We start from the raw sequence: 23598 nt of genomic DNA, 5'->3' as shown, positions 1-23598 counted from the left end.
TCGATCACTGGAGAAAGTTCAACCGCAGGCTGAATCTCGATAGCGCGCGGCCGTGGCGTAACCTCACGACGGCGCCCAAAGGTTGAACCCGCATGTCGATCCGCATCGTCCGCCTTGGCACCCCCCGCTCACCCGCCGAAGGCTTGCGCATCGGGACCGTGCGGCGGCCGCCGCGCGGGGTGCCGAAAGCCGAGTTCGCCGCGCGCGACTTCTACGATGTCTGGCTGCCCACGGTGGCGCCCAGCCAGGAAGCGATGGACCTGGCCCATGCCGCGACCACGCCAGCACACTGGCGGGCCTTCTTCCGCCGTTACCGCAGCGAGATGAAACGTCCCGATGCCGCGCATGCCATCGCCTTGCTGGCGGCGCTGTCGCAAGGCACCGACTTCAGCGTGGGCTGCTACTGCGAAGACGAGGCGCATTGCCATCGTAGTGCGTTGCGCGAGCTGCTCGTGGAGGCCGGGGCGAAGATCGCCGCCTGACCAGGAACGCGTACGCTCAATCCTGGGAGCGCTTGACCGCCTGTTTGCCTGCACTGGCGGCGTCCGCGATCCGCCACAGGTAGAAGCTGGCGTAGCTGCGGTACGGCCCCCAGCGTTCGCCGCGCGCCGCCAGTTCCTTCGGGGTCGGCATCGCCGCCAGCTTGTCCACCGCCTGCGCGCCCTTGCGGATGCCCAGGTCGTCGATGGGCAGCACGTCGGGACGGCCAAGCCGGAACATCAGCATCATTTCCACCGTCCAGCGGCCGATCCCGCGGACCGGCACCAGCGCGGCGACGATGTCGCCGTCGCTCATCGTCGCCATCCGCCGCAGGCTGGGGATCTCGCCCGCCTCCTCGCGCCGCGCCAGGTCGCGCAGGGCGAGCAGCTTGTTGCCGGAGACCCCGCAACCGCGCAGCGCGGCGTCATCGATCCGCGCCAGCGTGTCGCAGTGCAAACGGTCGCTGGCGATGGCGGCTTCCACGCGGCCGACGATCGTCGCCGCCGCCTTGCCGCTGAGCTGCTGGTAGAGGATGGCGCGAGCCAGCGCATCCACCGGATCGAAGGGCTTGCGCCACTGCGGGTTGGCCGCGATCGGCTCCAGCCGCCGCATCCATGCGCCCAGCTTGCGGTCGCGCTTGCACAGATGCGCGAACGCCTCGCCGGTATCGAATCCCCTGGCCTGCCGCGGCATCGGCACCTCAGCCGCGCAGGCGATCGTAGGCGTGCAGCAGCCAGCCGCTGATCATCAGCGCGCCGCCGAACGGGGCCAGCGTGGGCGCCAGCCCCAGCACCACCACCGCCAGCAGGCTGCCGCAGAACAGGAACACGCCGCCCAGCAGCATGGCCAGCGCCAGCAACCCCGCCGGCCGCTGCGCCAGCGGTGCCAGCGCGGTCAGCGCCACGCCGTGGGCGAAGGCGAAGACCGCCGCCTGCAGCAGCCGCGCCTGCGCTCCCGGCGCCGCGGCGTGCATGGCGTAGGCGGAGAGCGCCACCGCCAGCGCCGCGAGCAGGCTGCCGATGGCGCCGAGGTAGCGCCGGTAGACGACGAAAGCGGGAGCACCGTGGCTGTTCATGCGTGCATTCTGCCTGCAAGCGCTTGCGCAAATGCAAACGCCGCGTCGGAACGCGGCGTTTGCGGAGGGTCGCGACGGAACGGGCGGCTTACTTCACCGGCCAGTAGACGTCGAACTGGCCGTTCTCGGTGAAGGCACCGGCCACGCCGGACTTGTAGTCCTCGAAGGCCCGATCCTTGACTTCGTAGCCGTGGGTGGCGGCCCAGGCACGCAGTGCGTTGCGGACGTTCTCCAGTTCGGCCATGTAACCGGTGTACGACGCCATCGCGGCCTTCGAGGCCGGGCTCTGCACGTGCTGCACCGGACCCTGGGTGGCGACGCTGGTGATCGCGCTGCCGTCCTTCTTGCGGACCGGCTGGACCACGTCGAAGGTGTAGGTCTCGCGGCCCAGGTCGGTGGTGACGATGCGCAGCGGACCGACGGCCTCGAGACCGTTGGCGTCCATCACCCGCTTGATCCACTCGCTGTTGGCCGTCATCGAGGCCTGGATCTGCGCGTTGCCGCGCTCGACCGCGCCGGCGCTGACCACCAGCAGGTCTTCGGCAGGCCGCTCGATCACCTTCGGGGTGGACATCTTGCTGTCCTTGACCGCGTAATCGACGTTCGGCACCGCGGCCAGCATGTTGACCAGGCGGGTCAGGCCCATCTTCATGTCGTCGCCCACGTGGCGGGTGACGTACAGGCCCGCATAGCGGCCGATCAGGTTCCAGCCGTAATCCACGTCGTAGGTCTGGGTGATCTCGACGTTGCGGTTGTTGCGGCCGGTGGGCTTGAAGGTGAACTCGGTGCGCTTGTTGGAGCCGCGCTCCTGGTTTTCGATCGCGAACGCGACCTTCTCGCGCGGCACGCTCTCCACGATCTTCCAGGAACCCTTGCCGACGCCCTTCTTGTCGGAAGCGTAGTCGAGCTGGGCGCCCTCGCCCTCTTCGGGACCGGACAGGGTGACCTGCATGGCGGGGTCGCGCAGCACCAGGGTGTTCCAGTCCTTGAAGCGACGGAAGCTGTTGAGGGTGTCGAACACGATGGTGAGCTTGCGGTTGGTTTCGATCTTCTCCACCAGGTGGCGCGAAGACGGCAGCGCCAGGCCAACCACCAGGTACAGGGCCACGACGATCGCGAGCGAAATCAGGATCTCGAGCAGACGAGTCATTCAGGAATCTCCGGGAAAGGCCGTCAGCGGCCTGAGCCGCTCGGACCCGCCATCCTAGCAAACTGCAGCCATCGACGGCGAGGGTGCGGGCCCGAAAAAAACGCGACGGCGGCCACCAATCCGGCCACTGTCCGCGGTGTCGGGGATGGGAGCGACGGCACGGGCGGGCCGGTCAGACCAGCTGCAGCTCGAAGGCCTTCAGCACCGCGCGGGTGCGATCGCGCACCCCGAGCTTGCTGAGGATGTTGGACACGTGGTTCTTGATGGTGCCTTCGGCCACGCCCAGCGAGTTGGCGATCTCCTTGTTGGAGAAGCCCGAGGCCATCAAGCGCAGGATCTCGGTCTCGCGATCGGTCAGCGGATCGGGGCGGTCCAGGCTGACGAACTCGTTGCGCATGTGCTCCAGCCCGGACAGCAGGCGCTGGGTCACCGCCGGCTGCACCAGGGAGCCGCCGCCGGCCACGGTCTGGATGGCGTCCACCAGCTGCTCCAGCGACACGTCCTTGAGCAGGTAGCCCTTGGCGCCGGCCTTGATGCCGGCCAGCACCAGCGCGTCGTCGTCGAAGGTGGTGAGGATGATGGTGGGCGGCAGGGTGCCGGCGCGGCCCAGCGCCTGCAACGCCTCCAGCCCGGACATGGCCGGCATGCGCATGTCCATCAGCACCACGTCCGGCTTGATCTCGGGGATGCGCTCCACCGCCTGGCGGCCGTCGGCGGCTTCCGCCACCACCTCGATCCCCTCGGCCAGGGCGAGCAGTGAGCGGATGCCCTGGCGCACCAGGGTCTGGTCGTCGACCAGGAACACGCTGATCGGGGCGAATCGGGTCATGCGATGACTCCTTCGGGGAGGCGGGTGGCGGCGTTCGGCGCCACCGGCAGGGTGATGGTGAGCTGGAAACCCTGCCCGCGGCGGGTATCGACGTCGAGCCGGCCACCGTGCTGGCGCAGGCGCTCGCCGAGGCCACGCAGGCCGTTGCCCGGCGTCACCTGGTCGCTGCCGCGCCCATCGTCGCGAACGTGCAGGACGATATTGTGTCCCTCCCGGCGTGCCGCCAGCCACAGCCGGCTGGCGCCGGCATGGCGCACCACGTTGGTGATGGCCTCCTGGGCACAGCGCAGCAGTACATGGGCGCGCTCAGGGTCGTCCACGGTCAACGGCTGCTCGATGTCCATCTCGATGGCGAGCTTGGGCACGTTCTCCGCCAGCGGGCGCAGCGCGGCGCCCAGGTCGATCGCCCCGCCCTCGCGCAGCTGGCTGACCGCCTCGCGGACATCGGTGAGCAACAGGCGCGCCAGGGTATGGGCCTGCTGCACGTGTTCGCGCACGCGCCCCTCGGACAGGTGGCCGGCCACCTCCAGGTTCAGGCTGAGCGCGGTGAGGTGGTGGCCAAGCAGGTCGTGCAGCTCGCGCGAGATGCGGGTGCGCTCGTTGACCCGCGCACTGTCCGCCAGCAGCGCGCGGGTGGCGCGCAGCTCGGCGTTCAGCCGGCGCTGCTCCTCGCGCGCCTGCGCCTGCTGCAGGGCGACCAGGCTGACCACGAACACGAAACCCGAGAAACCCGCATACAACATGGATTGCATCAGCGCTTCGATCGGCGGGAAGCCCAGCCAGCGGATGAACACCGGCGCCACCGCGAGCTGGCTGACCAGCAACCAGGCCACCCCCAGCGGCAGCGGCAGCAGCCAGGGGAACACGCAGGCCGCCACCATCAGCAGGACGCTACCCATGCCGGTGCCGCTGAAATAGCTGACGCCCAGTGCGGCCACCGTCAGCACCAGCAGCAGGAGATAGTCGGCGGCGCTGCGCCGGCGCCCGCCCAGGTTGCGGGTCAGCCAGACGTAGCCGGCACCGAACGCCACGTAGGCCACCCAGCCCTGCCAAGGCATCGCCAGGTTCTCACCACCGGGCTCATGCGGTGGCCGCAGCCAGAAGTACAGCAGTGGCAAGCCCACCATCGCCCAGGTGAACAGGCCGGCATAGCGCAACAGGCGGGTGTGCGGGATTCGGGCGAACATGGCGTTTTATACCGCCTTGCGCGCCGCCCCGCCCTGCATCGAAGGTCATGGGCGCGCCCCGGCGGCCCATGCGATAATCGCCTGTGGTCCGCGCGACGGACCCCAGGCAGCAGTCACCGGAGTTTCAAGGAGTTCCAAGGAATGTCGATCGCCATCCGCGACGTGCGCGAGCACGAGCTGGATTCCGTCCTGGCCCTCAACAACGCGGCAGGTCCTGCGATCCTTCCCTTGGACTCGGCCCGGCTGCGCCAGCTGTTCGACCGCGCCGAGTACTTCCGCGTGGCCGAGCGCGACGGCGCCATGGCCGGCTTCCTGATCGGCTTCGGCGCGCACGCGCAGCACGACAGCGTCAATTTCGCCTGGTTCCGCGAGCGCTACCCGGACTTCTTCTACATCGACCGCGTGGTGGTGGCCAGCCGCCGCCGCGGCGGCGGCGTCGGCCGCGCGCTGTACGCGGACGCGCAGAGCTACGCCGAGCTGCGCTACCCACACCTGGCCTGCGAGGTCTTCCTCGAACACGGCGCCGACCACGCCCTGCTGTTCCACGGCAGCTTTGGCTTCCGCGAGGTCGGCCAGAACGTCATGCCCTGCGCCGAGGGCCCCGGCCACGACCTGCGCGCGGCGATGCTGATGAAGACCCTGTGCAGCTATCCGTGGGTGCGCGACACCTACGGCGACGCGCTGCCCGACGAACCCTGGCTGCAGCGCCCGCGCAGCCATGTCGCCGCCACCCCGTCGGCGCAGGGCGCCTGCGCATGAGCGCGCAGGCCGACTACGCGCAGGCGGGCGAGCTGAAGTTCGGCCAGGTCGGCATCGCCAACCTGCGCGTGCGCAGTCTCGATCCGGCGCAGCTGGCCGCGGAAATGGCCGAACGCGTGCAGCGCGCGCCCAACCTGTTCGCGCGCGCTGCGGTGGTACTGGACTTCGGCGGCCTGAGCAAGGCGCCCAGCCTCGACGAGGCGCGCGCGCTGGTGGACGGCCTGCGCGGGGCCGGCGTGCTGCCGGTGGCGCTGGCCTACGGCACCAAGGAGATCGACGCGCTCTCGCAGCAGCTGGGCCTGCCCCTGCTGGCCAAGTTCCGCGCGCAGTACGAACGCACCGAAGAAGCGCAGGCGCCGGCCCGCGCCCCGGAATCGCCGCGCGCGGCCGAGCCGGCGGCCGCCCCCGCCGCCCCGGCGACCGCCAGCGCCTCCGCACCCGGCCTGATCCAGGCCGCCCCGGTGCGCTCCGGCCAGCAGGTCTACGCCGAGCAGCGCGACCTGACCGTACTGGCCACGGTGGGCGCTGGCGCGGAAGTGCTTGCCGATGGCAGCATCCACATCTACGGTGCACTGCGCGGCCGCGCCCTGGCCGGTGCGCGCGGCAACGAAGGCGCCCGGATCTTCTGCCGCGAGTTCCATGCCGAACTCGTGGCCGTGGCCGGGCACTACAAGGTGATGGAAGACATCCCCGCCGAACTGCGCGGCAAGGCCGTGCAGGTGTGGCTGGAACAAGGACAACTCAAGCTTGCGGCGCTCGACTGAACGCCGCTCCCACAGCATCACGGAGGAAGCCAACTTGGCTGAGATCATCGTAGTCACCTCGGGCAAGGGCGGCGTCGGCAAGACCACCACCAGCGCCAGCATCGCCACCGGGCTCGCCCGCCGCGGCAAGAAAGTCGCGGTCATCGACTTCGACGTCGGCCTGCGCAACCTCGACCTGATCATGGGCTGCGAGCGCCGGGTGGTGTACGACTTCGTCAACGTGATCCAGGGCGAGGCCACCCTCAAGCAGGCGCTGATCAAGGACAAGCGCTTCGACAGCCTGTACGTGCTGGCCGCCAGCCAGACCCGCGACAAGGACGCGCTGAGCAAGGAAGGCGTGGAGAAGGTGCTGAAGGACATGGCCGCCGACGGCTTCGACTACATCATCTGCGACAGCCCCGCCGGCATCGAGAAGGGCGCGTTCCTGGCGATGTACTTCGCCGACAAGGCGATCGTGGTGGTGAACCCGGAAGTCTCCAGCGTGCGCGACTCCGACCGCGTGCTGGGCCTGCTGTCCTCCAAGACCCACCGCGCCGAACGCAACGAAGGCGACGTCTCCGCACACCTGCTGCTGACCCGCTACAGCCCGGCGCGGGTGGAAAGCGGCGAGATGCTCTCGATCGCCGACGTCGAGGAGGTGCTGGGCCTGAAGACGATTGGCGTCATCCCCGAATCGGGCGACGTGCTCAACGCCTCCAACAAGGGCGAGCCGGTGATCATGGACGGCGAATCCATCGCCGGCCAGGCCTACGACGATGCGGTGGCGCGGCTGCTGGGCGAAGAACGCCCGCTGCGCTTCACCACGGTGGAAAAGAAGGGATTCTTCAGCAAGCTGTTCGGGGGTTGAGGCATGGCCATTTTCGATTTCCTCAAGCCCAAGAAAAACACCGCTTCGGTCGCCAAGAACCGCCTCCAGATCATCATCGCGCAGGAGCGCAGCACCGCCGGCGCGCCTGACTACCTGCCGCTGATGCGGCGCGAGATCCTGGAAGTGATCCGCAAGTACGTGAACGTGGACACCGACGCGGTCAAGGTGGACGTGGTCAAGGACGGCGAGCACGACGTGCTGGACATCTCGGTGTCGCTGCCGGAGCGCGGCGCCTCCCCGGCCTGACCCTGCTGCCGGCGCCGGCAGCGCGCGCCGGCGCCCGGACACCATGGTGCTGACCCTCGCCGAGATCGGTTTCGACGCGCCGCGCGCGTTGCTGGCCCGTTACGGGCTGGCGCTGGCGCAGGTGGACGACGGCGAGCCCATTCCCGGCAGCTACTGGGGCGACAGCGAAGCCGGCATCATCGGCAGCACCGTGTATGCCCGCGCCGACACCCCCGTGCACTCGCTGCTGCATGAAGCCGGCCACCTGATCGTGCTGCCGCCGGAGCGCCGCGCCGGCGTGCATACCGACGCCACCGATTCGGTACCCGAAGAAGACGCAGTCTGCGTGCTGCAGGGCCTGCTGGGCGATGCCCTGCCCGGCGTTGGCCGCGCGCGGGTCTGGGCCGACATGGACGCCTGGGGCTACACCTTCCGGCTCGGCTCCGCCCGCGCCTACGTCGAACACGACGCCGGGGAGGCCTGGCGTTGGTTGCGCGAGCACGGCCTGGTGGACGCCGGGGGCGCGCTCATCCACACGCACGCCTGAGGCGGTTCGCTTGCCGGCACGCGGCGTCGCGGTCTAGCCTTGCCGCTTCCCGCATCTCCCTGCCGCCGAGGATCTGCCCGTGAAGCTCCGCCACGCACTGCTTGCCACCGCCGTCATCGGCACCCTCGGTCTTGCCGCCTGCAAGCGCGACGCCGAGCCCGCCGTCGCGACTCCCGCGCCTGCCGCGCAGCCAGGCGAGACCGCCGACCAGTTCGTCGCCCGCGTCAACGAGGAGGTGCGCAAGCTCAGCACCGAACTCAACTCCGCGCAGTGGCTGTCCAACACCTACATCAACGGCGACAGCGAGCTGATCGCGGCCAAGGCCAACGAGCGCTGGCTGACCCAGCTCAACGTCTGGATCGAACAGTCGAAGCGCTACGAGGGCCAGCAGCTGAAGCCGGAAACCGCCCGCGCGCTCAAGCTGCTGAAGCTGTGGACGGCGATGCCGGCACCGAAGGACCCGAAGAAGCTGGAGGAGCTGACCCAGCTCGCGACGCGCATGGAAGGCATGTACGGCGCCGGCAGCCACTGCACCGGCGAAGGCACGGCCCGCACCTGCCGCGACATCGGCCAGCTCAGCGAGGTGCTGGCCAGGAGCCGCGACTACGACGCCCAGCTGGATGCCTGGCAGGGCTGGCACAGCGTCAGCGTGCCGATACGCAAGGACTACGTCCGCTTCGCCGAACTGGTGAACGAGGGCGCGAAGGAAATGGGCTTCGCCGATGCCGGCGAGATGTGGCGCTCCGGCTACGACATGTCGCCGGCGGAGCTGGCCAGCGAAAGCGACCGTCTCTGGGGCCAGGTCAAGCCGCTGTACGAGCAGCTGCACTGCTACGCGCGCACCCGCCTGGATGCGCAGTACGGCAAGGACAAGGGCGAGGTTGCCGGCGGCCTGCTGCCGGCCCACCTGATGGGCAACCTGTGGCAGCAGGACTGGAGCAACCTCTGGGACATCCTCCAGCCCTACAGGCAGGCCGGCAGCCTGGACATCAACAGCGCGCTGGAACGCATGGCCACCGCCGACCTGGCCCGCGAACTGGCCAAGCCCGCCGCGGCCGGCAGCTCCGCCGCCGAGCGAACCTTCGCCGCGCAGCGCGCCGCGCAGCTGGCCACCGCCAAGGCGATGACCGAGCGTGCGCAGGACTTCTACGTCTCGCTGGGCATGCCCAAGCTGCCGGAGAGCTACTGGCAGAAGTCGCAGTTCATCAAGCCGCTGGACCGCGACGTGGTCTGCCACGCCAGCGCCTGGGACATGAACATGGCCGGCGACGTGCGCACCAAGATGTGCATCGTGCCCAGCGAGGAAGAGCTGACCACGATCTACCACGAGCTTGGCCACATCTATTACGACCTGGCCTACAACAAGCAGCCGCCGATCTTCCAGAACGGCGCCCACGACGGCTTCCACGAAGCCATCGGCGACACCATCGTGCTGGCGATGACCCCGCAGTACCTGGCCTCGGTGGGGCTGGTCGATGCGCCCAAGCAGAGCCAGGAGGCGCTGATCAACGCGCAGATGCGGATGGCGCTGGCCAAGGTGGCCTTCCTGCCGTTCGGGCTGATGATCGACCGCTGGCGCTGGGGCGTGTTCGACGGCTCGATCAAGCCCGACGGCTACAACCAGGCGTGGTGGGAACTGAAGGCGCAGTACCAGGGCGTCGCCCCGGCCACCCCGCGCGGCGAGGAGTTCTTCGATGCGGGCGCCAAATACCACGTGCCCGGCAACACTCCGTACACCCGCTATTTCCTCTCGCACATCCTGCAGTTCCAGTTCTACAAGGCGCTGTGCGACGCCTCCGGCCACAAGGGCCCGCTGTACGAGTGCAGCTTCTACGGCAACAAGGAAGCCGGCCAGCGCTACTGGGCGATGCTGTCCAAGGGCAGCAGCCAGCCCTGGCAGCAGACCATGAAGGAGCTGACCGGGGGCGAGAAGATGGACGCCAGCGCGGTGCTGGAATACTTCGCCCCACTGCAGGACTGGCTGAAGCAGCAGAACGCGGGCCAGACCTGCGGCTGGCAGGCCCCCGCCAAGGGCGCCTGATCCGCCGGATCCGGAAGAGGAAAAGGCCGGCCACCGCCGGCCTTTTCCATTGCCACCGACGACCTGATCGGGGCGATACTGCGGGCATGGATACCGCCCTCGCCCCGCAGCCGCACGCCACCGCCACCGCCCTGCCCGCGCGCTTCTACGCCGGGCCGGAGATGGCCGCCACCGACCGCCGGGCGGTCTTCGACCGCAGCTGGCAACTGGTCGCGCACGCCTCGCAGCTGCGCGGCGCCGGCGACCATGTCGTCGCCAATCTGGCCGGTTTGCCGGTGATCGCGGTGCGCGGCGCGGACGACGCAATCCGGGTGATGCACAACGTCTGCCGCCATCGCGCCGGTCCCATCGCGCAGTGCGACGGGTTGGGCGCGAAGGCGCTGCGCTGCCGTTACCACGGCTGGACCTACACGCTGGAAGGCCAGCTGCGCTCGGCCCCGGAGATGAAGGACGCGCAGGGCTTCGACGTCGCCGACGTGCGCCTGCCGCAGCTGGCCGTGCGGATCTGGCAGGGACTGGTGTTCGCGGCGGTCGACGCCGCCACCGCACCGGACTTCGACGCCTTCGTCGCCGGCATCGACGCCCGCCTCGGCGCCGACCGCGGCCTGGAACACTACGGCGGCCACCACAGCGCCAGCTACGACATCGCCTGCAACTGGAAGGTGTACGTCGACAACTACCTCGAGGGCTACCACGTCCCGTTCGTGCATCCGGGCCTGAACCGGCTGCTCGACTACCGCAGCTACCGCACCGAGCTTTCGCGCTGGCATTCGCTGCAGTGGAGCCCGCTGGAAAGCGACCCGGCCCTGTACGGCAGCGGCGACGCGCTGTACTACTGGCTGTGGCCGAACACCATGCTCAACATCCTGCCCGGGCGCCTGCAGACCAATACCGTGGTGCCGCTGGGCGTGGACCGCTGCCGGGTGGTGTTCGACAGCTACTACGCCGATGCCGGCGACGCCGCCAAGCGCGATGCCGACCTCGCCTTCAGCGACGAGGTGCAGCACGAGGACATCGGCATCTGCGAAGACGTGCAGCGCGGCATGGCCTCCGGCAGCTACGTGCCGGGCCGGCTGAACCCGCTGCGCGAAACCGGCGTGCACCATTTCCACGAACTGCTGCGCGCGGCGTACCGCGACAGCGCGACGATGGACGACAGCGGCAGCGATGACTGAGCCCGACGCCCCGCGCGAGCCCCCGGGGCGAAGGCCGCTGGGTCCCTGGTCGGCCACCGCGCTGGTGGTCGGCAGCATGATCGGCAGCGGGGTGTTCCTGCTGCCTGCGTCGCTGGCGTCGTACGGCGGCGTCAGCCTGCTGGGCTGGGCGATCACCCTGTCCGGCGCGCTGGCACTGGCGCTCACCTTCGCCCGGCTGGCGATGCGCTGGCCGCAGACCGGCGGCCCCTACGCATTCGCCCGCAACGCCTTCGGCGAGGCGCCGGGGTTCATGGTGGCGTGGAGCTACTGGGTGTCGATCTGGAGCGCCAACGCGGCGATCGCGGTGGCGTTCGCCGGCAGTCTGGGCGCGCTGTTCCCGGCGCTGGTGGCCACCCCGCTGCGCGCTGGTGCCTGCGCGCTTGCGGGGCTGTGGCTGTGCGCCGGGATCAACCTGCTGGGGCTGCGCGAAGCGGGGCGGATGCAGATCGTGCTGACCGTGCTCAAGTTCGTGCCGCTGGCGCTGTTCGCCGGCATCGCAATCTGGTTCGTCGAACCGGCGCAGTTCCAGCCGTTCAACCGCAGCGCGGAGTCGCTGCCCGCGGCCACCCATGCCTGCGTCGCGCTGGTGCTGTGGGCGCTGCTGGGGCTGGAGGCCGCCACCGTGCCGGCCGGCGCCATCGACGACCCCGCGCGCACCATCCCGCGCGCCACCCTCGCCGGCACCCTGCTGGCCGGCATCGCCACGGTACTCGCGGTGACCGCGGTGATCGGCATCGTCCCGGCGGCGCAGCTGAAGGACTCCACGGCGCCGATGGCCGATGCCGCGCGGATGCTCTGGGGCGGCTGGGCCGGCATCGCCATTGCAACGGTGGCGGCGGTGTCCTGCCTGGGCGCGCTCAACGGCTGGGTGATGCTGTCGGCGCAGATCCCGCTGGCCGCGGCCCGCGACGGCCTGCTACCGCGGGCCTTCGCCCGCCAGGACACACGCGGCACGCCGGCGTTCGGCATCCTTGCCAGCAGCCTGCTGGCCTCGCTGCTGGTGGCCGCCAACTTCAGCCGCTCGCTGGTGTCGCTGTTCACCTTCTCGATCCTGCTGTCCACCGCCGCCACCCTGTTGCCCTACCTGGCCGGCAGCGCCGCCTGGCTGCTGCGCGGGGAACGCAAGGGTCGGCTGGTCGCGGCGTTCGCGCTGGCCTACAGCGCCTACGCCCTGCTTGGCGCCGGCGCCGAAACGCTGCTCTGGGGCGGCGCGCTGCTGCTGGCGGGGGCGCCGGTGTATGCGTGGATGCGCAGGCCTACAGCTCGCTAGGCTCCAGCGCCGCAGGCGCCGCCGGGACCCGCAGCGCGCGCCCCGAGACGCGGTTTTCCCACCACCAGAACAGCCAGCCGCCCAGCACGAAGGCGGCCGCGCCCAGCGCCAGGTGGAGGCCGCTGCCGCTGAGCAGCGGCGAGAGCAACCCGGCGATCAGCGCATTGCCCAGCAGGCCGAAGAAGGCCTGCAGCGAGGACGCGCCCCCGCGGCGGTGCGGGTACATGTCGAGGATGGCGAGGGTGATGATCGGGAACACCAGCGCGATGCCGAAGGCGGTCAGGCTCATCGGCAGCACCGCCCACGGCACCGTCGGCACGTCGACCCACAGGGTGTAGCCCAGGTTGAGCACCACCGCGGCGCCGCAGCAGGCGAAACCGATGTTGGCCAGCCGGCGGCCGTCGATGCGCCCGGCCGCGCGCCCGGACACGAAGGCACCCAGCATCATCCCGCCGATCATCGGGATGAAGAACCAGCCGAACTGCTGCTCGCCCAGCCCCAGCAGGTCCAGCACGAACGCCGGGGCCGAGGCGATGTACAGGAACAGCGCGCCGAAATTGAGCGCCGCCGCCATCGACAGCCGCAGGAAGCGCGGGTGGCGCGCCATCTCCGAATAGCCGCGCAGCAGCCCCGCGGGCCGCAGCGGCAGCCGCGCCGCCGGCGGGTGGGTTTCCGGCAGCGCGCGCTGCACCGCCACGATCAGCACCAGCGCGAACGCGGCCAGGAACCAGAAGATCGCCGGCCAGCGGTGCCAGCCGAGCAGCCAGCCGCCCAGCACCGGCGCCACCGCCGGGGCGATGCCGAAGATCATCGACACCTGGCTCATCAGCCGCTGCGCGTCGTGGCCGTGCAGCACGTCGCGGATCACCGCGCGCCCCACGATCAGGCCCACGCCCGCGCTCAGGCCCTGCAGCGCGCGGAACCCCAGCAGCTGCGGCAAGGTGGTGGCCAGCGCGCAGCCCACCGACGCCAGCAGGAACACCACCAGCCCGCCCAGGATCACCCGCCGCCGCCCCAGCGCGTCCGACAGCGCGCCGTGCACCAGACTCATCGCCGCATAGGCCAGCAGGTAGACGCTGATGGTCTGCTGCATGGCCAGCTTGTCCGCGCCCATCTGCGCGCCGATCTGCGGGAAGGCCGGGAAAATCGTGTCGATGGAGAACGGCCCGAACATCGACAGCCCGCCCAGCAGCCGCGCCAGGCGGCGATTGGAAATGGAAGGCTTCACGTGCGGCTGGGTGGGGGAATGCCGGTCGGCAGGATAGCAGCGCCGGCGCTTTCCGCCGGTCACGGGGGAGCCGCGCGGCGCGCCCGCCGCCGCCGGCACGGGCTATAATCGCGGCGCACGGAGGGAGAAGCGCGCGGACCTCGTCCCGCAGCGCTGCCGAAGGCGCAACCGCCCGGAATCGCTCAGGCCCAAGACCGCCGTGTGACCACACTCTGGAGAGATCGACAGGCCCACCGGCCGTGTCGGCGCCGAAGGGGCAAGAAGCCGCGCGGATTCCCCTCCCCGCCCGCGCGCTTCCAAACTCTCAGGCAGAAGGACAGAGCGGGCATCCCCTCAATGCGCCCTCGCGCCCCCGGATGCCGCCATGACCCAGCCCTCGCTCCGCTCGCTCGAACACCACGACGCCTTCATCGAACGCCATATCGGCCCCAACGACGCCGAAATCGCGGCGATGCTGGGCCAGCTCGGCTTCGATTCGCTGGAGGCGTTCACCGACGCCATCGTCCCGGCCAGCATCAAGTCCACCGCACCGCTGGCGCTGCCCGAGTCGATGACCGAAGTCGACGCGCTGGCGAAGATCCGCGCCATCGCCGACAAGAACCAGGTGTTCCGCAGCTTCATCGGCCAGGGCTACTACGGCACCCACACGCCCAACGTCATCCTGCGCAACATCCTCGAGAATCCCGCCTGGTACACCGCCTACACCCCGTACCAGGCCGAGATCTCGCAGGGCCGCATGGAAGCCCTGATCAACTTCCAGACCATGGTCGCCGACCTGACCGGGATGGACATCGCCAACGCGTCGCTGCTGGACGAGGCCAGCGCCGCGGCCGAGGCGATGACCCTGGCCAAGCGCAGCGTCAAGTCGAAGTCCGACACCTTCCTGGTGATCGGCGACACCCACCCGCAGACCATCGAGGTGCTGCAGACCCGCGCCGAGCCGCTGGGCCTGAAGGTGAACGTGGTGCGCGGCACCGACGCGGTGCACGCGGCGATCGCCGAGGGCGATTACTTCGGCGTGCTGGTGCAGTACCCCGCCTCCAGCGGCTGGGTCGCCGACTGGGAGAAGGACGCCGAGGCCATCCACGCGCACGGCGCGCTGTTCGTCATGGCGACCGACCTGCTGGCGCTGACCCTGCTGAAGTCGCCGGGCGAGATGGGCGCGGACATCGTGATCGGCAACAGCCAGCGCTTCGGCGTGCCGTTCGGCTTCGGCGGACCGCATGCCGCGTTCATGGCCTGCCGCGATGCGTTCAAGCGCAGCATGCCCGGCCGGTTGATCGGCGTGTCCATCGATGCCGACGGCAACCCGGCCTACCGCCTCACCCTGCAGACCCGCGAGCAGCACATCCGCCGCGAGAAGGCGACCTCCAACATCTGCACCGCGCAGGTGCTGCTGGCGGTGATGGCGGCGATGTACGCCGTCTACCACGGACCCGAAGGCCTGAAGCGCATCGCCCAGCGCGTGGTGCGCTACACCGCCATCCTCGCCGCCGGCCTGCGCGAGCTGGGCCACGCCAGCGTCCACGCCAGCGCCTTCGATACCCTGTGCATCGACGCCGGCGACGCCAACGCGGCCATCGCCGAGCGCGCCCGCGCCCACCGCGCCAACCTGCGCGTGCGCGGCAACGGCTCGCTGTGCATCTCGCTGGACGAAACCACCACCCGCGCCGACCTCGAACTGCTGTGGAAGATCTTCGGCGGCGACGACGCGAAGTTGCCGTCGATCGACGCGCTGGACGCCAGCGCGCCGTCGCTGATTCCCGCCGGGCTTGCGCGCACCAGCGCGTTCATGACCCATCCGGTGTTCAACACCCACCACAGCGAGCACGAACTGCTGCGCTACCTGCGCACGCTGGCCGACAAGGACCTGGCGATGGATCGCACCATGATCCCGCTGGGCAGCTGCACGATGAAGCTCAACGCCACCGCCGAGATGATCCCGGTGACCTGGCCCGAGTTCGGCAACATCCATCCGTTCGTGCCCGCCGAGCAGGCGCAGGGCTACAAGGAGCTGATCGCCGGGCTGGAAGCCATGTTGGTGGAAGCCACCGGCTACGACGCGGTGAGCCTGCAGCCCAACTCCGGCGCGCAGGGCGAATACGCCGGCCTGCTGGCGATCCGCGCCTACCACGCGTCGCGCGGCGAAGGCCACCGCAACATCTGCCTGATCCCCGAATCCGCGCACGGCACCAACCCGGCGTCCGCGCAGATGTGCGGCATGAAGGTGGTGGTGACCAAGTGCGATGCGAACGGCAACGTCGACGTGGAAGACATCCGCGCGCAGGCCGAGAAGCATTCGGCCAACCTCGCCGCGATCATGATGACTTACCCCTCGACGCACGGCGTGTTCGAGGAGGACGTGGTCGAGATCTGCGACATCGTCCACCAGCACGGTGGCCAGGTGTATACCGACGGCGCCAACATGAACGCGCTGGTCGGCCTGGCCAAGCCCGGCAAGTGGGGCAGCGACGTGTCGCACCTCAACCTGCACAAGACCTTCTGCATCCCGCACGGCGGCGGCGGTCCGGGCGTGGGCCCGTGCGCAGTGCGCTCGCACCTCGCGCCGTTCCTGCCGAAGGCGTTCGGCAACGACGGCGTGAAGACCGAAGGCACCGGCAAGGGGGCGATGGTGTCTGCCGCCAGCTTCGGCAGCGCCTCGATCCTGCCGATCAGCTGGATGTACATCGCGATGATGGGCCGCGACGGCCTGCGCAAGGCCACCCAGGTGGCGATGCTCAATGCCAACTACATCGCCAAGCGCCTGGCCCCGCACTTCCCCACCCTCTACACCGGCCGCAACGGGCTGGTGGCGCACGAATGCATCCTCGACCTGCGCCCGCTGGAGAAGCTCTCCGGCATCAGCGCCGAGGACGTGGCCAAGCGCCTGATCGATTTCGGCTTCCACGCGCCCACGCTGAGCTTCCCGGTCGCCGGCACGCTGATGGTGGAGCCCACCGAGTCCGAATCGCAGCACGAGCTGGACCGCTTCATCGACGCGATGATCCAGATCCGCGCCGAGATCCAGGACGTGATCGACGGCAAGCTGGACCGCGCCGACAACCCGCTGAAGCACGCCCCGCACACCGCGATGCAGGTCAGCGCCAGCGAATGGACGCACGCCTACCCGCGCGAGCTGGCGGCGTTCCCGCTGCCCAGCCTGAAGCAGGTCAAGTACTGGCCGCCGGTGGCGCGCGTGGACAACGTCCACGGCGACAAGAACGTGATGTGCGCCTGCATCCCGGTGGACGCGTACAAGGACGAAGAAGCGTAACCGTCGCCGCAGCGCGATGACCTACGACAGGCCCCGCCATGCGGGGCCTGTTCGTTCTAGTGGCCGCGCAGCCTGCTCTCGACGCCGCGCAGGTTTATTCCCAACCAGCGCCCGGATCGCAAGACCTATTCCAACGCCAGCCAATCCCGACTAGATTGACCCGGTGTCCGCCGCATCGCGCCGCAGGGCGGGACGGCAGGACCGCGCGCCAGCCCATCGGGCAGCGGCCGATTTCCAATCGATCCCTGGGGAGGGAAACATGAACAACCGTGCGAAACCCGGCAAGCACCGGCTCTGCATCGCCCTGCTGGCCGCGCTGGCGCTACCGGCGGTGGCACAGCAGGCCGACGACCAGCAAGCTGTCACCGACAAGAAAGTCCGGACGCTGGACAGGCTGACCGTCACCGGTTCGCGCATCCAGCGCACCGAGATCGAACAGGCGCTGCCGATCACCTCGGTCACCCGCGCGCAGATCGACGCCGCTGGCATCACCTCGGCCGAACAGCTGCTGATGCAGCTGAACATCGCCGGCAACGGTTCCGACAACCTGTCCAGCAACGCCGGCATCGTCCACGAGGACCAGCGCGGCAACAACGGCGTGTCCGGCGCCAACCTGCGCGGCCAAGGGGCCGACGCCACGCTGGTGCTGCTGAACGGCCGCCGGGTGGCGACGCATGGCCTGAAGGGCCGCGCGGTCGACCTCAACGCGATCCCGTTCGCCGCCATCGAGCGGGTGGAAGTGCTGCGCGACGGCGCTTCCGCCATCTACGGCACCGATGCCATCGGCGGCGTGATCAACTTCATCACCCGCCGCGACTTCCAGGGCGCGCAGGCCTCGGCCTTCATCGACGTGACCGAAGCCGGTGGCGCCAACGTCTACCGCAGCAGCCTGCTATTCGGCCGCGGCGACCTCGACCGCGACGGCTGGAACGCCTTCGGCACCCTCAGCGTCAAGCGCAACACCATCCTGGAAGGCCACGACCGCGACTTCTCCAACACGTTCCAGCGCAACCGCGGCCTGTCGCCGGATACCCGCGGCACGCCGTTCGCCACGGTGTTCAGCCTCGGCAGCTCGGGCGTCGGCGCCAGCAGCATGCTTCGGAACGGCGTGCTCGACCCCGCCGGCGGCAACACCCGGATGACCGCGGTCAACATCTTCAACCTGCCGGGCGCGGAGGGCTGCGAGGCGGCCGGCCCCGACATGGGGCCCTACGCCTACGACCTCTGGGGCGTGCCGGCCTCGCGCTACGCCTGCGCCTGGGACTACCCGGCGGCCGCGGTGATCCAGCAGCCGCAGGACAGCATCGACTTCATCGGCCGCGCCACCTTCGACATCGGCAGCGCCCACCAGGCCTATGTCGAGCTGACCGCTTCGCGGGTGGAGGTGGCCAAGACGTTCGAGCCCAACCAGATCTCCTCCAGCACCAGCGCGGCGGCGACCGCCCTTGGCCCGAGCACCTGGTACCCGCTGAACGCCAACACCAAGGCGACCTACGACAAGGTCTACGACGCGCTGGCCGGCTACTTCGGCGCGGGCCAGCTGACCTACGGGGCGCCGATCGCCTACCGCTGGCGCTGCATGGCCTGCGGCCCGCGCCAGATCGAGACCACCACCGACGCCTACCGCTTCGTGGCGGGCATTGGCGGGCTGCTGGGCGACTGGAGCTACGATGCCGGCCTGACCCGCGCCTCCAGCAAGTCCAAGTCGATCCTGGGCACCGGCTTCCACTACACCGATGCGCTGAAGGCGGTGCTAGGCAGCGGCCTGATCAATCCGTTCCTGGCGCCCGGCCAGTCGCAGTCCGCCGAGGCGATGGCGGCGCTGGATGCGGCCTCGGCGCGCGGCGTGGCGCTGTACGGCGGCGAGTCGATCACCACCTCGCTGGACGCCTCGATCTCCGGCGAGCTGGGCTTCTTCCGCCTGCCCGCCGGCAGCATCGCGATGGCGGCGGGCGTGGACCTGCGCCGCGAGGAGTTCCGCTTCAATGGCGACCAGCGCGCCGACCGGCGGACCGTGTTCAACGCGCCGTTCGACGATGCCAACGCGCTGGACAACGTCAGCCGCGACATCAAGGCCGCCTACGTCGAGTTCGAGCTGCCGGTGTTCAAGGGCTTCGACCTCAACCTGGCCGGCCGCTACGACCACTACAGCGGCTTCGGCGGCACCACCAACCCGAAGGTGTCGTTCCGCTACCAGCCGATGGAGACGCTGCTGTTCCGCGGCGCCTACAGCACCGGCTTCAAGGTGCCGTCGTTCAACCAGCTGTTCAACGGCATCAGCGAAGTCCTGTACACCGGTCTGGACCTGGCGGACCCGAAGACCTGCCCGGGCGGCAAGGCCAATCCGAACGTCGCCGGCTGCGAAACCATCCGCCCCGACGAGCTGTTCGGCGGCAAGGCCGACCTGCAGCCGGAAACCTCCACCCAGCGAAGCTTCGGGCTGGTGTGGTCGCCGATGGCGCAGTTCAACCTGGCGCTGGACTGGTGGGAGATCGAGCGGGAGGACACCATCCGCGCGGCGCCGCGCGAAACGCTGATCCAGTACTACGACCTGTTTCAGGCGAACTGGATCCGCGACGCCAACGGCCAGGTGGTGCAGATCGACCGCCGTTTCATCAACTCCGGCGGCAGCCTGATGCGCGGCGTCGAGCTGGACGCCAACCTCAACGGCGAACTGGCCGGCGGCCGCTGGAACCTCAACCTCAACGGTAGCCTGATCACCCACTTCCGCACCAAGGCGCTGGACACACTGCCCTACTCCGGCAACCTGGTGGGCACCTACGTGCGCTACTACAACCTGCCGATCCAGTGGAAGCACACGCTCAACTTCAGCTACAGCCGCGGCGACTGGTCGCACAGCCTGACCCAGGTCTACCGCGACGGTTACGAGGACGAGCTGCCCAACAGCGTGCGCAGCAACAACTACATCCCGCCGGCGTGGACGCCGAACGTGGAGAGCTACACCACCTACAACTACAGCGTCACCTGGACCGGCATCGACAACCTGAAGCTGGGTCTCGGCGTGAAGAACCTGCTCGACACCGATCCGCCATTCACCGCGCACCAGAACGACTTCGCGGCGGGCGCCGCGTGGGAGCCGCGCATCGCCGACCCGCGCGGGCGCGCCTTCACCCTGCTGGCGGAATACAGCTTCTGACCGTTGCTGCCGCACGCTGCAAAAAGAGGCCCCGCATCGCGGGGCCTCTTCGTTCCGGCGGTGCCGCGGGGTTTACACCCCCTTCTGCTTCAACCACGCATCGACCTGCGGGAGTCGCTGCTGGCGCAGCTTGATCCGCGTCTGGATGCCGTTGACCACGCGCTCGGCGTCGCGCCGCGACGTGGGGGCGATGTGCGCGTCGGCGAAGGCGTTGATCTTCGCCACCATCGACAGCTCCCTGGCACTGCTGCCGAGACCGGGATAGAAACGCGCGCGCGAGGTGGAGTCGACCAGCCCGTCGACCTGCTCCCGATGGGCCACGGCGAAGTCGAACGCCAGGTCAGGATGCTCCCAGGACACCGCGGAGATCATCGCCGCACCGTTGGTGGCGCCGGGTTCGTCGGTCAGCGCCATGTCCAGCGCGCGCTGCGCCAGCGACTTGTCCTTGGCCCGCGCCAGCAGGCCGTAGTACTGGTCGCGCAGCATCGAGGACTTCTCCTGCCGCGCCAGCGCGTGCAATCGCTCCCAGGTGGCGGCATCGGCATTGCGCGCCACCATGCCCAGCACGGTGCGGCGCAGGTCCGGCGACAGCGAGGCGGGATCGGCCAGGAACGCATCGAAGCGCCGGCGCGCCTCCGCCAGCACCGCGGCATCGCCCAGTTCGCCCAAGGTCGAAATCAGGCTGCTGCGCAGCTGCCGGGTGGCGGCGGAATCGCCCGCGCGGTTGTCCCAGCCCAGCTGGGCGAACTTCGGCGCGAGCCGCTTGATGGCGAAGGCGCGAATCGCGGCCTGGCGCTTGGCATCGCCCTTGAACAGGTCGTCCAATCCCCCCAGCGAACCCGCGACCATCTGCCACAGCTCCGGGGCCGCACTCGCCGGCACCTGCATCGCCAGATCCAGGCTGTCCGATTCCGGCTGCAGGCCCACCGCCGCCAGCGCGCCGGTGTCCAGCATCAGGCCCATCTGGTCGACCACCGGCAGCCGGGCGAAGCCGGCGGCCAGCGCCTTGAACTGCGCCGGCGCATACAGCGTGCGGAAATAGCCCTTCTGGCCGGCGTTGACCAGCGCCGGCGCGCTGCAGCCGGGCAGGGTCACGCTGGCCTTGCCGTCCACCAGCACGCGCACCGCCTTGCCGTCGACGCCGCCGCGCACGTTCACCGGCACGCGCCAGCGCAGCGGCGTCTTGTCGGGGCGGTCCACGGTGTACTCGCCCTGCTCCAGCTGCACGCGGGTGCTGCCGTCGACGCAGGCGCTGCTCGCCCTGATCAGCGGCACGCCCGGCTGCAGGGTGAAATCATGCGCAACCGCGGCGAACTGCTTGCCCGGCGCGGCCTGTTCGATCTCGGCCCACAGGTCGTCGGTGACGGCGTTGCCGTAGGCATGCTTGCCAATGTAGCTGCGCACGCCGTTGCGCCAGGCGTCCTCGCCGACATAGTCCTCGAGCATGGAAATCACCGCCGCGCCCTTGCCGTAGGTGATGCCGTCGAAGGCCTGGCTGGCCTGCTCCACCGTCGCCACGTGCTGCACCACCGGGTGGGTGGTGGCGAACGCATCCTGGCCCATCGCGCCGCGGCTGGTGAAGGCGGCATCGACGCTGTCGGCATCCCACTCCGGATGCAGCTTGCGGGTGGTGCGGCCTTCCATCCAGGTGGCGAAGCCTTCGTTGAGCCACAGGTCGTCCCACCACGCCATGGTCACCAGGTTGCCGAACCACTGGTGGGCGATCTCGTGCGCGGCGGTGGTGAACACCCGCTGCTGGTCGGACACGTTGGACGTCGCCGGGTCCAGCAGGAGCGAGGACTCGAAGGTGAAGATCGCGCCCCAGTTCTCCATCGCGCTGAAGAATTGGCTGCGGCCCGGCGCGGCGATGTTGTCCAGCTTCGGCAGCGGGTAGGCCACGCCGAAGTAGTCGTTGAATTCGCGCAGCACGTCGCGGCTGGCCTCCAGCGCGAAGCGCGCCTGTTCCACCTTGCCCTTCTGCGCGATCACGCCGATCTCCACGCCGCTGTCCTCGAGGGTGGCGCGGTCGAAATCGCCCACCGACAGGAACAGCAGGTAGGTGGACATCTTCGGCGACGGCTTGAACAGGGTCAGCGTGCGCCCGTCGCCCAGGCCGCGCGTGCTGGCCACCGGCATGTTGCTGACCACCATCTGCGCGGACGGCGCGGTCACCGCCAGCCGGAACGTGGCCTTGTGCGCCGGCTCGTCCCAGGACGGGATGAAGCGGCGCGCATCGGAGTTCTCGAACTGGGTGTAGAGCGCGCGCTGCTTGCCGGCTTCGGTCGGATAGTCCAGCGCGAACAGGCCGTTGGCCTGGGTACCGATCTTGCCCTTGTATTCGATCGTCAGCAGGTAGCTGCCCGCCGGCAGCGTCTGGTCGAAGCTGAAAGTCGCGGTCTGCGCCGCGGCGTCGACGCTGGTCTTCGGCGCCAGCGCCTTGCCGTTGGCGCGCTCCAGCCGGACCGCGCCGAATTCCAGGTCGGCGGCGTTCAGGGTGATGCTGCGGGTGGGCGCGAGCACGTCGACGTTGATCCGCACCTTGCCGTCGAAGGCCAGGCGGTCCGCATGCGGCTCCACCTCGATGTCGTAATTGGTCGGACGGACGTCGCGCGGCAGCTGCGTCGTCACCGCCGCGGGCGCCGTAGCGGGCACGGCAGCGGCGGTCTGCGCGAGCGCGGCGCTGCCGGCGCCGGCCAGGGCCAGCGCGATGGCGGTTGTCAGGATGCGACGCATGGTGTTCCTCGGGGCGATGGATGCGAAGCCCCGATCATCCGGCCTGCGCCCCGCTCGCGCACACCGCCGGAAGTCATGCGCGCCGAATGTCGGCCTCATGTCGCGGTTACAGCAGGTGCAGCATCACCGCGACGTAGTGGCAAACGCTGCCGGCGATCACGAAGCCGTGCCAGATCGCATGCGACCAGCGCAGTTGCTGGCGCATGTAGAAGAACGTGCCGGCGGTATAGGCCACCCCGCCGGCCAGCAGCCACGCCAGCGAACCGCTACCGAGCGCATGCAACATCGGCTTGGCCGCCAGGATCACCAGCCAGCCCATGCCGATGTAGATCAACGTCGACAGGCGCTTGAACCGTCCGGTGTAGAACAGCTTGAACACCACCCCGGCCAAGGCCAGCGTCCAGATCGTGCCGAACAGCCACCAGCCGGTGGGGCCGCGCAGGCCGACCAGGGTGAACGGCGTGTAGGTACCGGCGATCAGCAGGTAGATCGCGCAGTGGTCGAACACCTTCAGCCGGCCCTTGAGGACCGGATGCGAGATCGCGTGGTACAGGGTGGAGGCGCTGTAAAGCAGCAACAGGGCGACGCCGAATACGATCGCGCCGGCCAGCTGCCAGCCGTCGCCGAACAGCGCCACCAAGGTGACCAGTACCGCGCCCCCGGCCAGCGCCGCGGCCGCGCCGACCCCGTGGGTCAGCGCGTTGGCGAGCTCCTCGCCGGGATGCGGGACGACGCCGGAATGGCTCTGGGCATATTGCATTGCAGCAGGATAACGCCTGCGGCGCCTAAGGAGGTGGAGTCTGGCGTGCCCCCGT

General features: G+C 69.5%; 19 protein-coding genes and 1 riboswitch. Of the genes, 11 read left to right on the top strand and 8 right to left on the bottom strand.

Going from position 1 to position 23598, the window contains the following annotated elements; translation table 11 throughout:
- The first annotated feature begins 92 nt into the window (after positions 1–92).
- Positions 93–482 carry a DUF488 family protein gene (locus SPK54_RS05705; RefSeq protein ID WP_330946959.1) on the top strand — a complete coding sequence of 130 codons (390 nt, stop codon included), beginning with the start codon at positions 93–95 and terminating at the stop codon, positions 480–482.
- Between the two features lie 16 nt (positions 483–498).
- On the opposite strand, the gene SPK54_RS05700 is transcribed toward SPK54_RS05705, so the two are convergent.
- The 5 genes from SPK54_RS05700 to SPK54_RS05680 all read right to left on the bottom strand — a co-directional run bounded on the left by SPK54_RS05700 (position 499) and on the right by SPK54_RS05680 (position 4721).
- On the bottom strand, positions 499–1173 hold the full coding sequence (locus SPK54_RS05700; protein WP_330946958.1) for a DNA-3-methyladenine glycosylase: 675 nt from the start codon (positions 1171–1173) through the stop codon (positions 499–501).
- A gap of 7 nt (positions 1174–1180) precedes the next feature.
- On the bottom strand, positions 1181–1555 hold the full coding sequence (locus tag SPK54_RS05695; RefSeq protein ID WP_330946957.1) for a DUF423 domain-containing protein: 375 nt from the start codon (positions 1553–1555) through the stop codon (positions 1181–1183).
- An 88-nt stretch (positions 1556–1643) separates the two neighbouring features.
- A complete protein-coding gene (locus SPK54_RS05690; protein ID WP_330946956.1) occupies positions 1644–2705 on the bottom strand; it encodes an SRPBCC family protein in 1062 nt (353 codons plus the stop codon).
- 172 nt (positions 2706–2877) lie between these two features.
- Positions 2878–3534 (bottom strand): response regulator transcription factor, encoded by a 657-nt coding sequence (locus SPK54_RS05685; RefSeq protein ID WP_330946955.1) that lies wholly within the window; start codon positions 3532–3534, stop codon positions 2878–2880.
- Complete coding sequence (locus SPK54_RS05680; RefSeq protein WP_330946954.1) at positions 3531–4721, bottom strand: sensor histidine kinase; 1191 nt, start codon at positions 4719–4721, stop codon at positions 3531–3533. Before SPK54_RS05680 ends, SPK54_RS05685 begins: the two co-directional genes overlap by 4 nt.
- Positions 4722–4862: 141 nt before the next feature.
- Between SPK54_RS05680 and SPK54_RS05675 the strand changes: the two genes are divergently transcribed.
- From SPK54_RS05675 to SPK54_RS05640, 8 genes are all read left to right on the top strand, one after another.
- Positions 4863–5480 carry a GNAT family N-acetyltransferase gene (locus SPK54_RS05675; protein WP_330946953.1) on the top strand — a complete coding sequence of 206 codons (618 nt, stop codon included), beginning with the start codon at positions 4863–4865 and terminating at the stop codon, positions 5478–5480.
- Positions 5477–6244, top strand: coding sequence for a septum site-determining protein MinC (minC, locus tag SPK54_RS05670; RefSeq protein WP_330946952.1), 768 nt, complete (start codon positions 5477–5479; stop codon positions 6242–6244). The genes SPK54_RS05675 and minC overlap by 4 nt, the downstream gene beginning before the upstream one ends.
- Before the next feature lie 34 nt (positions 6245–6278).
- Positions 6279–7091, top strand: a complete 813-nt coding sequence (gene minD, locus SPK54_RS05665) for a septum site-determining protein MinD (RefSeq protein ID WP_330946951.1) — start codon at positions 6279–6281, stop codon at positions 7089–7091.
- A 3-nt stretch (positions 7092–7094) separates the two neighbouring features.
- The gene (minE, locus tag SPK54_RS05660) at positions 7095–7358 is read left to right on the top strand and encodes a cell division topological specificity factor MinE (protein ID WP_330946950.1); all 264 of its coding nucleotides are present in this window, start codon (positions 7095–7097) and stop codon (positions 7356–7358) included.
- 43 nt (positions 7359–7401) lie between these two features.
- Positions 7402–7884: a hypothetical protein gene (locus SPK54_RS05655; RefSeq protein WP_330946949.1), complete on the top strand. Its 483-nt coding sequence runs from the start codon at positions 7402–7404 to the stop codon at positions 7882–7884.
- 79 nt (positions 7885–7963) lie between these two features.
- Positions 7964–9925 (top strand): M2 family metallopeptidase, encoded by a 1962-nt coding sequence (locus SPK54_RS05650; RefSeq protein ID WP_330946948.1) that lies wholly within the window; start codon positions 7964–7966, stop codon positions 9923–9925.
- 86 nt (positions 9926–10011) lie between these two features.
- Positions 10012–11100, top strand: a complete 1089-nt coding sequence (locus SPK54_RS05645; protein ID WP_330946947.1) for an SRPBCC family protein — start codon at positions 10012–10014, stop codon at positions 11098–11100.
- Positions 11093–12391 (top strand): amino acid permease, encoded by a 1299-nt coding sequence (locus tag SPK54_RS05640; RefSeq protein WP_330946946.1) that lies wholly within the window; start codon positions 11093–11095, stop codon positions 12389–12391. The genes SPK54_RS05645 and SPK54_RS05640 overlap by 8 nt, the downstream gene beginning before the upstream one ends.
- Here the strand turns inward: SPK54_RS05640 and SPK54_RS05635 are convergent.
- Entirely contained in the window at positions 12378–13565 is a 1188-nt protein-coding gene (locus SPK54_RS05635) for a multidrug effflux MFS transporter (protein ID WP_330947059.1), read from the bottom strand. The two genes, SPK54_RS05640 and SPK54_RS05635, sit on opposite strands and share 14 nt — an antisense overlap.
- Before the next feature lie 256 nt (positions 13566–13821).
- A riboswitch (glycine riboswitch) is annotated at positions 13822–13949 on the top strand.
- A gap of 34 nt (positions 13950–13983) precedes the next feature.
- On the opposite strand from SPK54_RS05635, the gene gcvP reads away from it, so the two are divergent.
- Together gcvP and SPK54_RS05625 are read left to right on the top strand one after the other, a co-directional pair.
- Positions 13984–16893: an aminomethyl-transferring glycine dehydrogenase gene (gene gcvP, locus SPK54_RS05630; RefSeq protein WP_330946945.1), complete on the top strand. Its 2910-nt coding sequence runs from the start codon at positions 13984–13986 to the stop codon at positions 16891–16893.
- Positions 16894–17152: 259 nt separating this feature from the next.
- The gene (locus SPK54_RS05625; protein ID WP_330946944.1) at positions 17153–20050 is read left to right on the top strand and encodes a TonB-dependent receptor; all 2898 of its coding nucleotides are present in this window, start codon (positions 17153–17155) and stop codon (positions 20048–20050) included.
- Positions 20051–20122: 72 nt separating this feature from the next.
- Here SPK54_RS05625 and SPK54_RS05620 read toward each other — a convergent pair whose 3' ends face one another.
- Both SPK54_RS05620 and SPK54_RS05615 read right to left on the bottom strand, forming a co-directional pair.
- Positions 20123–22783, bottom strand: a complete 2661-nt coding sequence (locus SPK54_RS05620) for a M1 family metallopeptidase (protein ID WP_330946943.1) — start codon at positions 22781–22783, stop codon at positions 20123–20125.
- Between the two features lie 106 nt (positions 22784–22889).
- Positions 22890–23543: a hemolysin III family protein gene (locus SPK54_RS05615; RefSeq protein WP_330946942.1), complete on the bottom strand. Its 654-nt coding sequence runs from the start codon at positions 23541–23543 to the stop codon at positions 22890–22892.
- Positions 23544–23598 lie beyond the last annotated feature (55 nt).

The sequence above is a fragment of the Thermomonas sp. LB-4 genome, assembly GCF_036409385.1.
In the GTDB taxonomy this organism is placed as follows: Bacteria; Pseudomonadota; Gammaproteobacteria; order Xanthomonadales; family Xanthomonadaceae; genus Thermomonas.
Note: the sequence above shows the minus strand (reverse complement) of the source record. Positions and strands in the feature narration are given on the sequence as shown.

Excerpts from the sequence above, each read along its gene's own strand:
- SPK54_RS05635 (WP_330947059.1), bottom strand. The coding sequence starts at position 13,565 with ATGTTCGGGCCGTTCTCCATCGACACGATTTTCCCGGCCTTCCCGCAG.
- SPK54_RS05620 (WP_330946943.1), bottom strand. The coding sequence starts at position 22,783 with ATGCGTCGCATCCTGACAACCGCCATCGCGCTGGCCCTGGCCGGCGCC.
- SPK54_RS05680 (WP_330946954.1), bottom strand. The coding sequence starts at position 4,721 with ATGTTCGCCCGAATCCCGCACACCCGCCTGTTGCGCTATGCCGGCCTG.
- SPK54_RS05640 (WP_330946946.1), top strand. The coding sequence starts at position 11,093 with ATGACTGAGCCCGACGCCCCGCGCGAGCCCCCGGGGCGAAGGCCGCTG.
- SPK54_RS05615 (WP_330946942.1), bottom strand. The coding sequence starts at position 23,543 with ATGCAATATGCCCAGAGCCATTCCGGCGTCGTCCCGCATCCCGGCGAG.
- minC (WP_330946952.1), top strand. The coding sequence starts at position 5,477 with ATGAGCGCGCAGGCCGACTACGCGCAGGCGGGCGAGCTGAAGTTCGGC.
- SPK54_RS05695 (WP_330946957.1), bottom strand. The coding sequence starts at position 1,555 with ATGAACAGCCACGGTGCTCCCGCTTTCGTCGTCTACCGGCGCTACCTC.
- SPK54_RS05675 (WP_330946953.1), top strand. The coding sequence starts at position 4,863 with ATGTCGATCGCCATCCGCGACGTGCGCGAGCACGAGCTGGATTCCGTC.
- SPK54_RS05700 (WP_330946958.1), bottom strand. The coding sequence starts at position 1,173 with ATGCCGCGGCAGGCCAGGGGATTCGATACCGGCGAGGCGTTCGCGCAT.
- SPK54_RS05705 (WP_330946959.1), top strand. The coding sequence starts at position 93 with ATGTCGATCCGCATCGTCCGCCTTGGCACCCCCCGCTCACCCGCCGAA.
- SPK54_RS05655 (WP_330946949.1), top strand. The coding sequence starts at position 7,402 with ATGGTGCTGACCCTCGCCGAGATCGGTTTCGACGCGCCGCGCGCGTTG.
- SPK54_RS05625 (WP_330946944.1), top strand. The coding sequence starts at position 17,153 with ATGAACAACCGTGCGAAACCCGGCAAGCACCGGCTCTGCATCGCCCTG.
- SPK54_RS05685 (WP_330946955.1), bottom strand. The coding sequence starts at position 3,534 with ATGACCCGATTCGCCCCGATCAGCGTGTTCCTGGTCGACGACCAGACC.
- gcvP (WP_330946945.1), top strand. The coding sequence starts at position 13,984 with ATGACCCAGCCCTCGCTCCGCTCGCTCGAACACCACGACGCCTTCATC.
- minE (WP_330946950.1), top strand. The coding sequence starts at position 7,095 with ATGGCCATTTTCGATTTCCTCAAGCCCAAGAAAAACACCGCTTCGGTC.
- SPK54_RS05645 (WP_330946947.1), top strand. The coding sequence starts at position 10,012 with ATGGATACCGCCCTCGCCCCGCAGCCGCACGCCACCGCCACCGCCCTG.
- SPK54_RS05690 (WP_330946956.1), bottom strand. The coding sequence starts at position 2,705 with ATGACTCGTCTGCTCGAGATCCTGATTTCGCTCGCGATCGTCGTGGCC.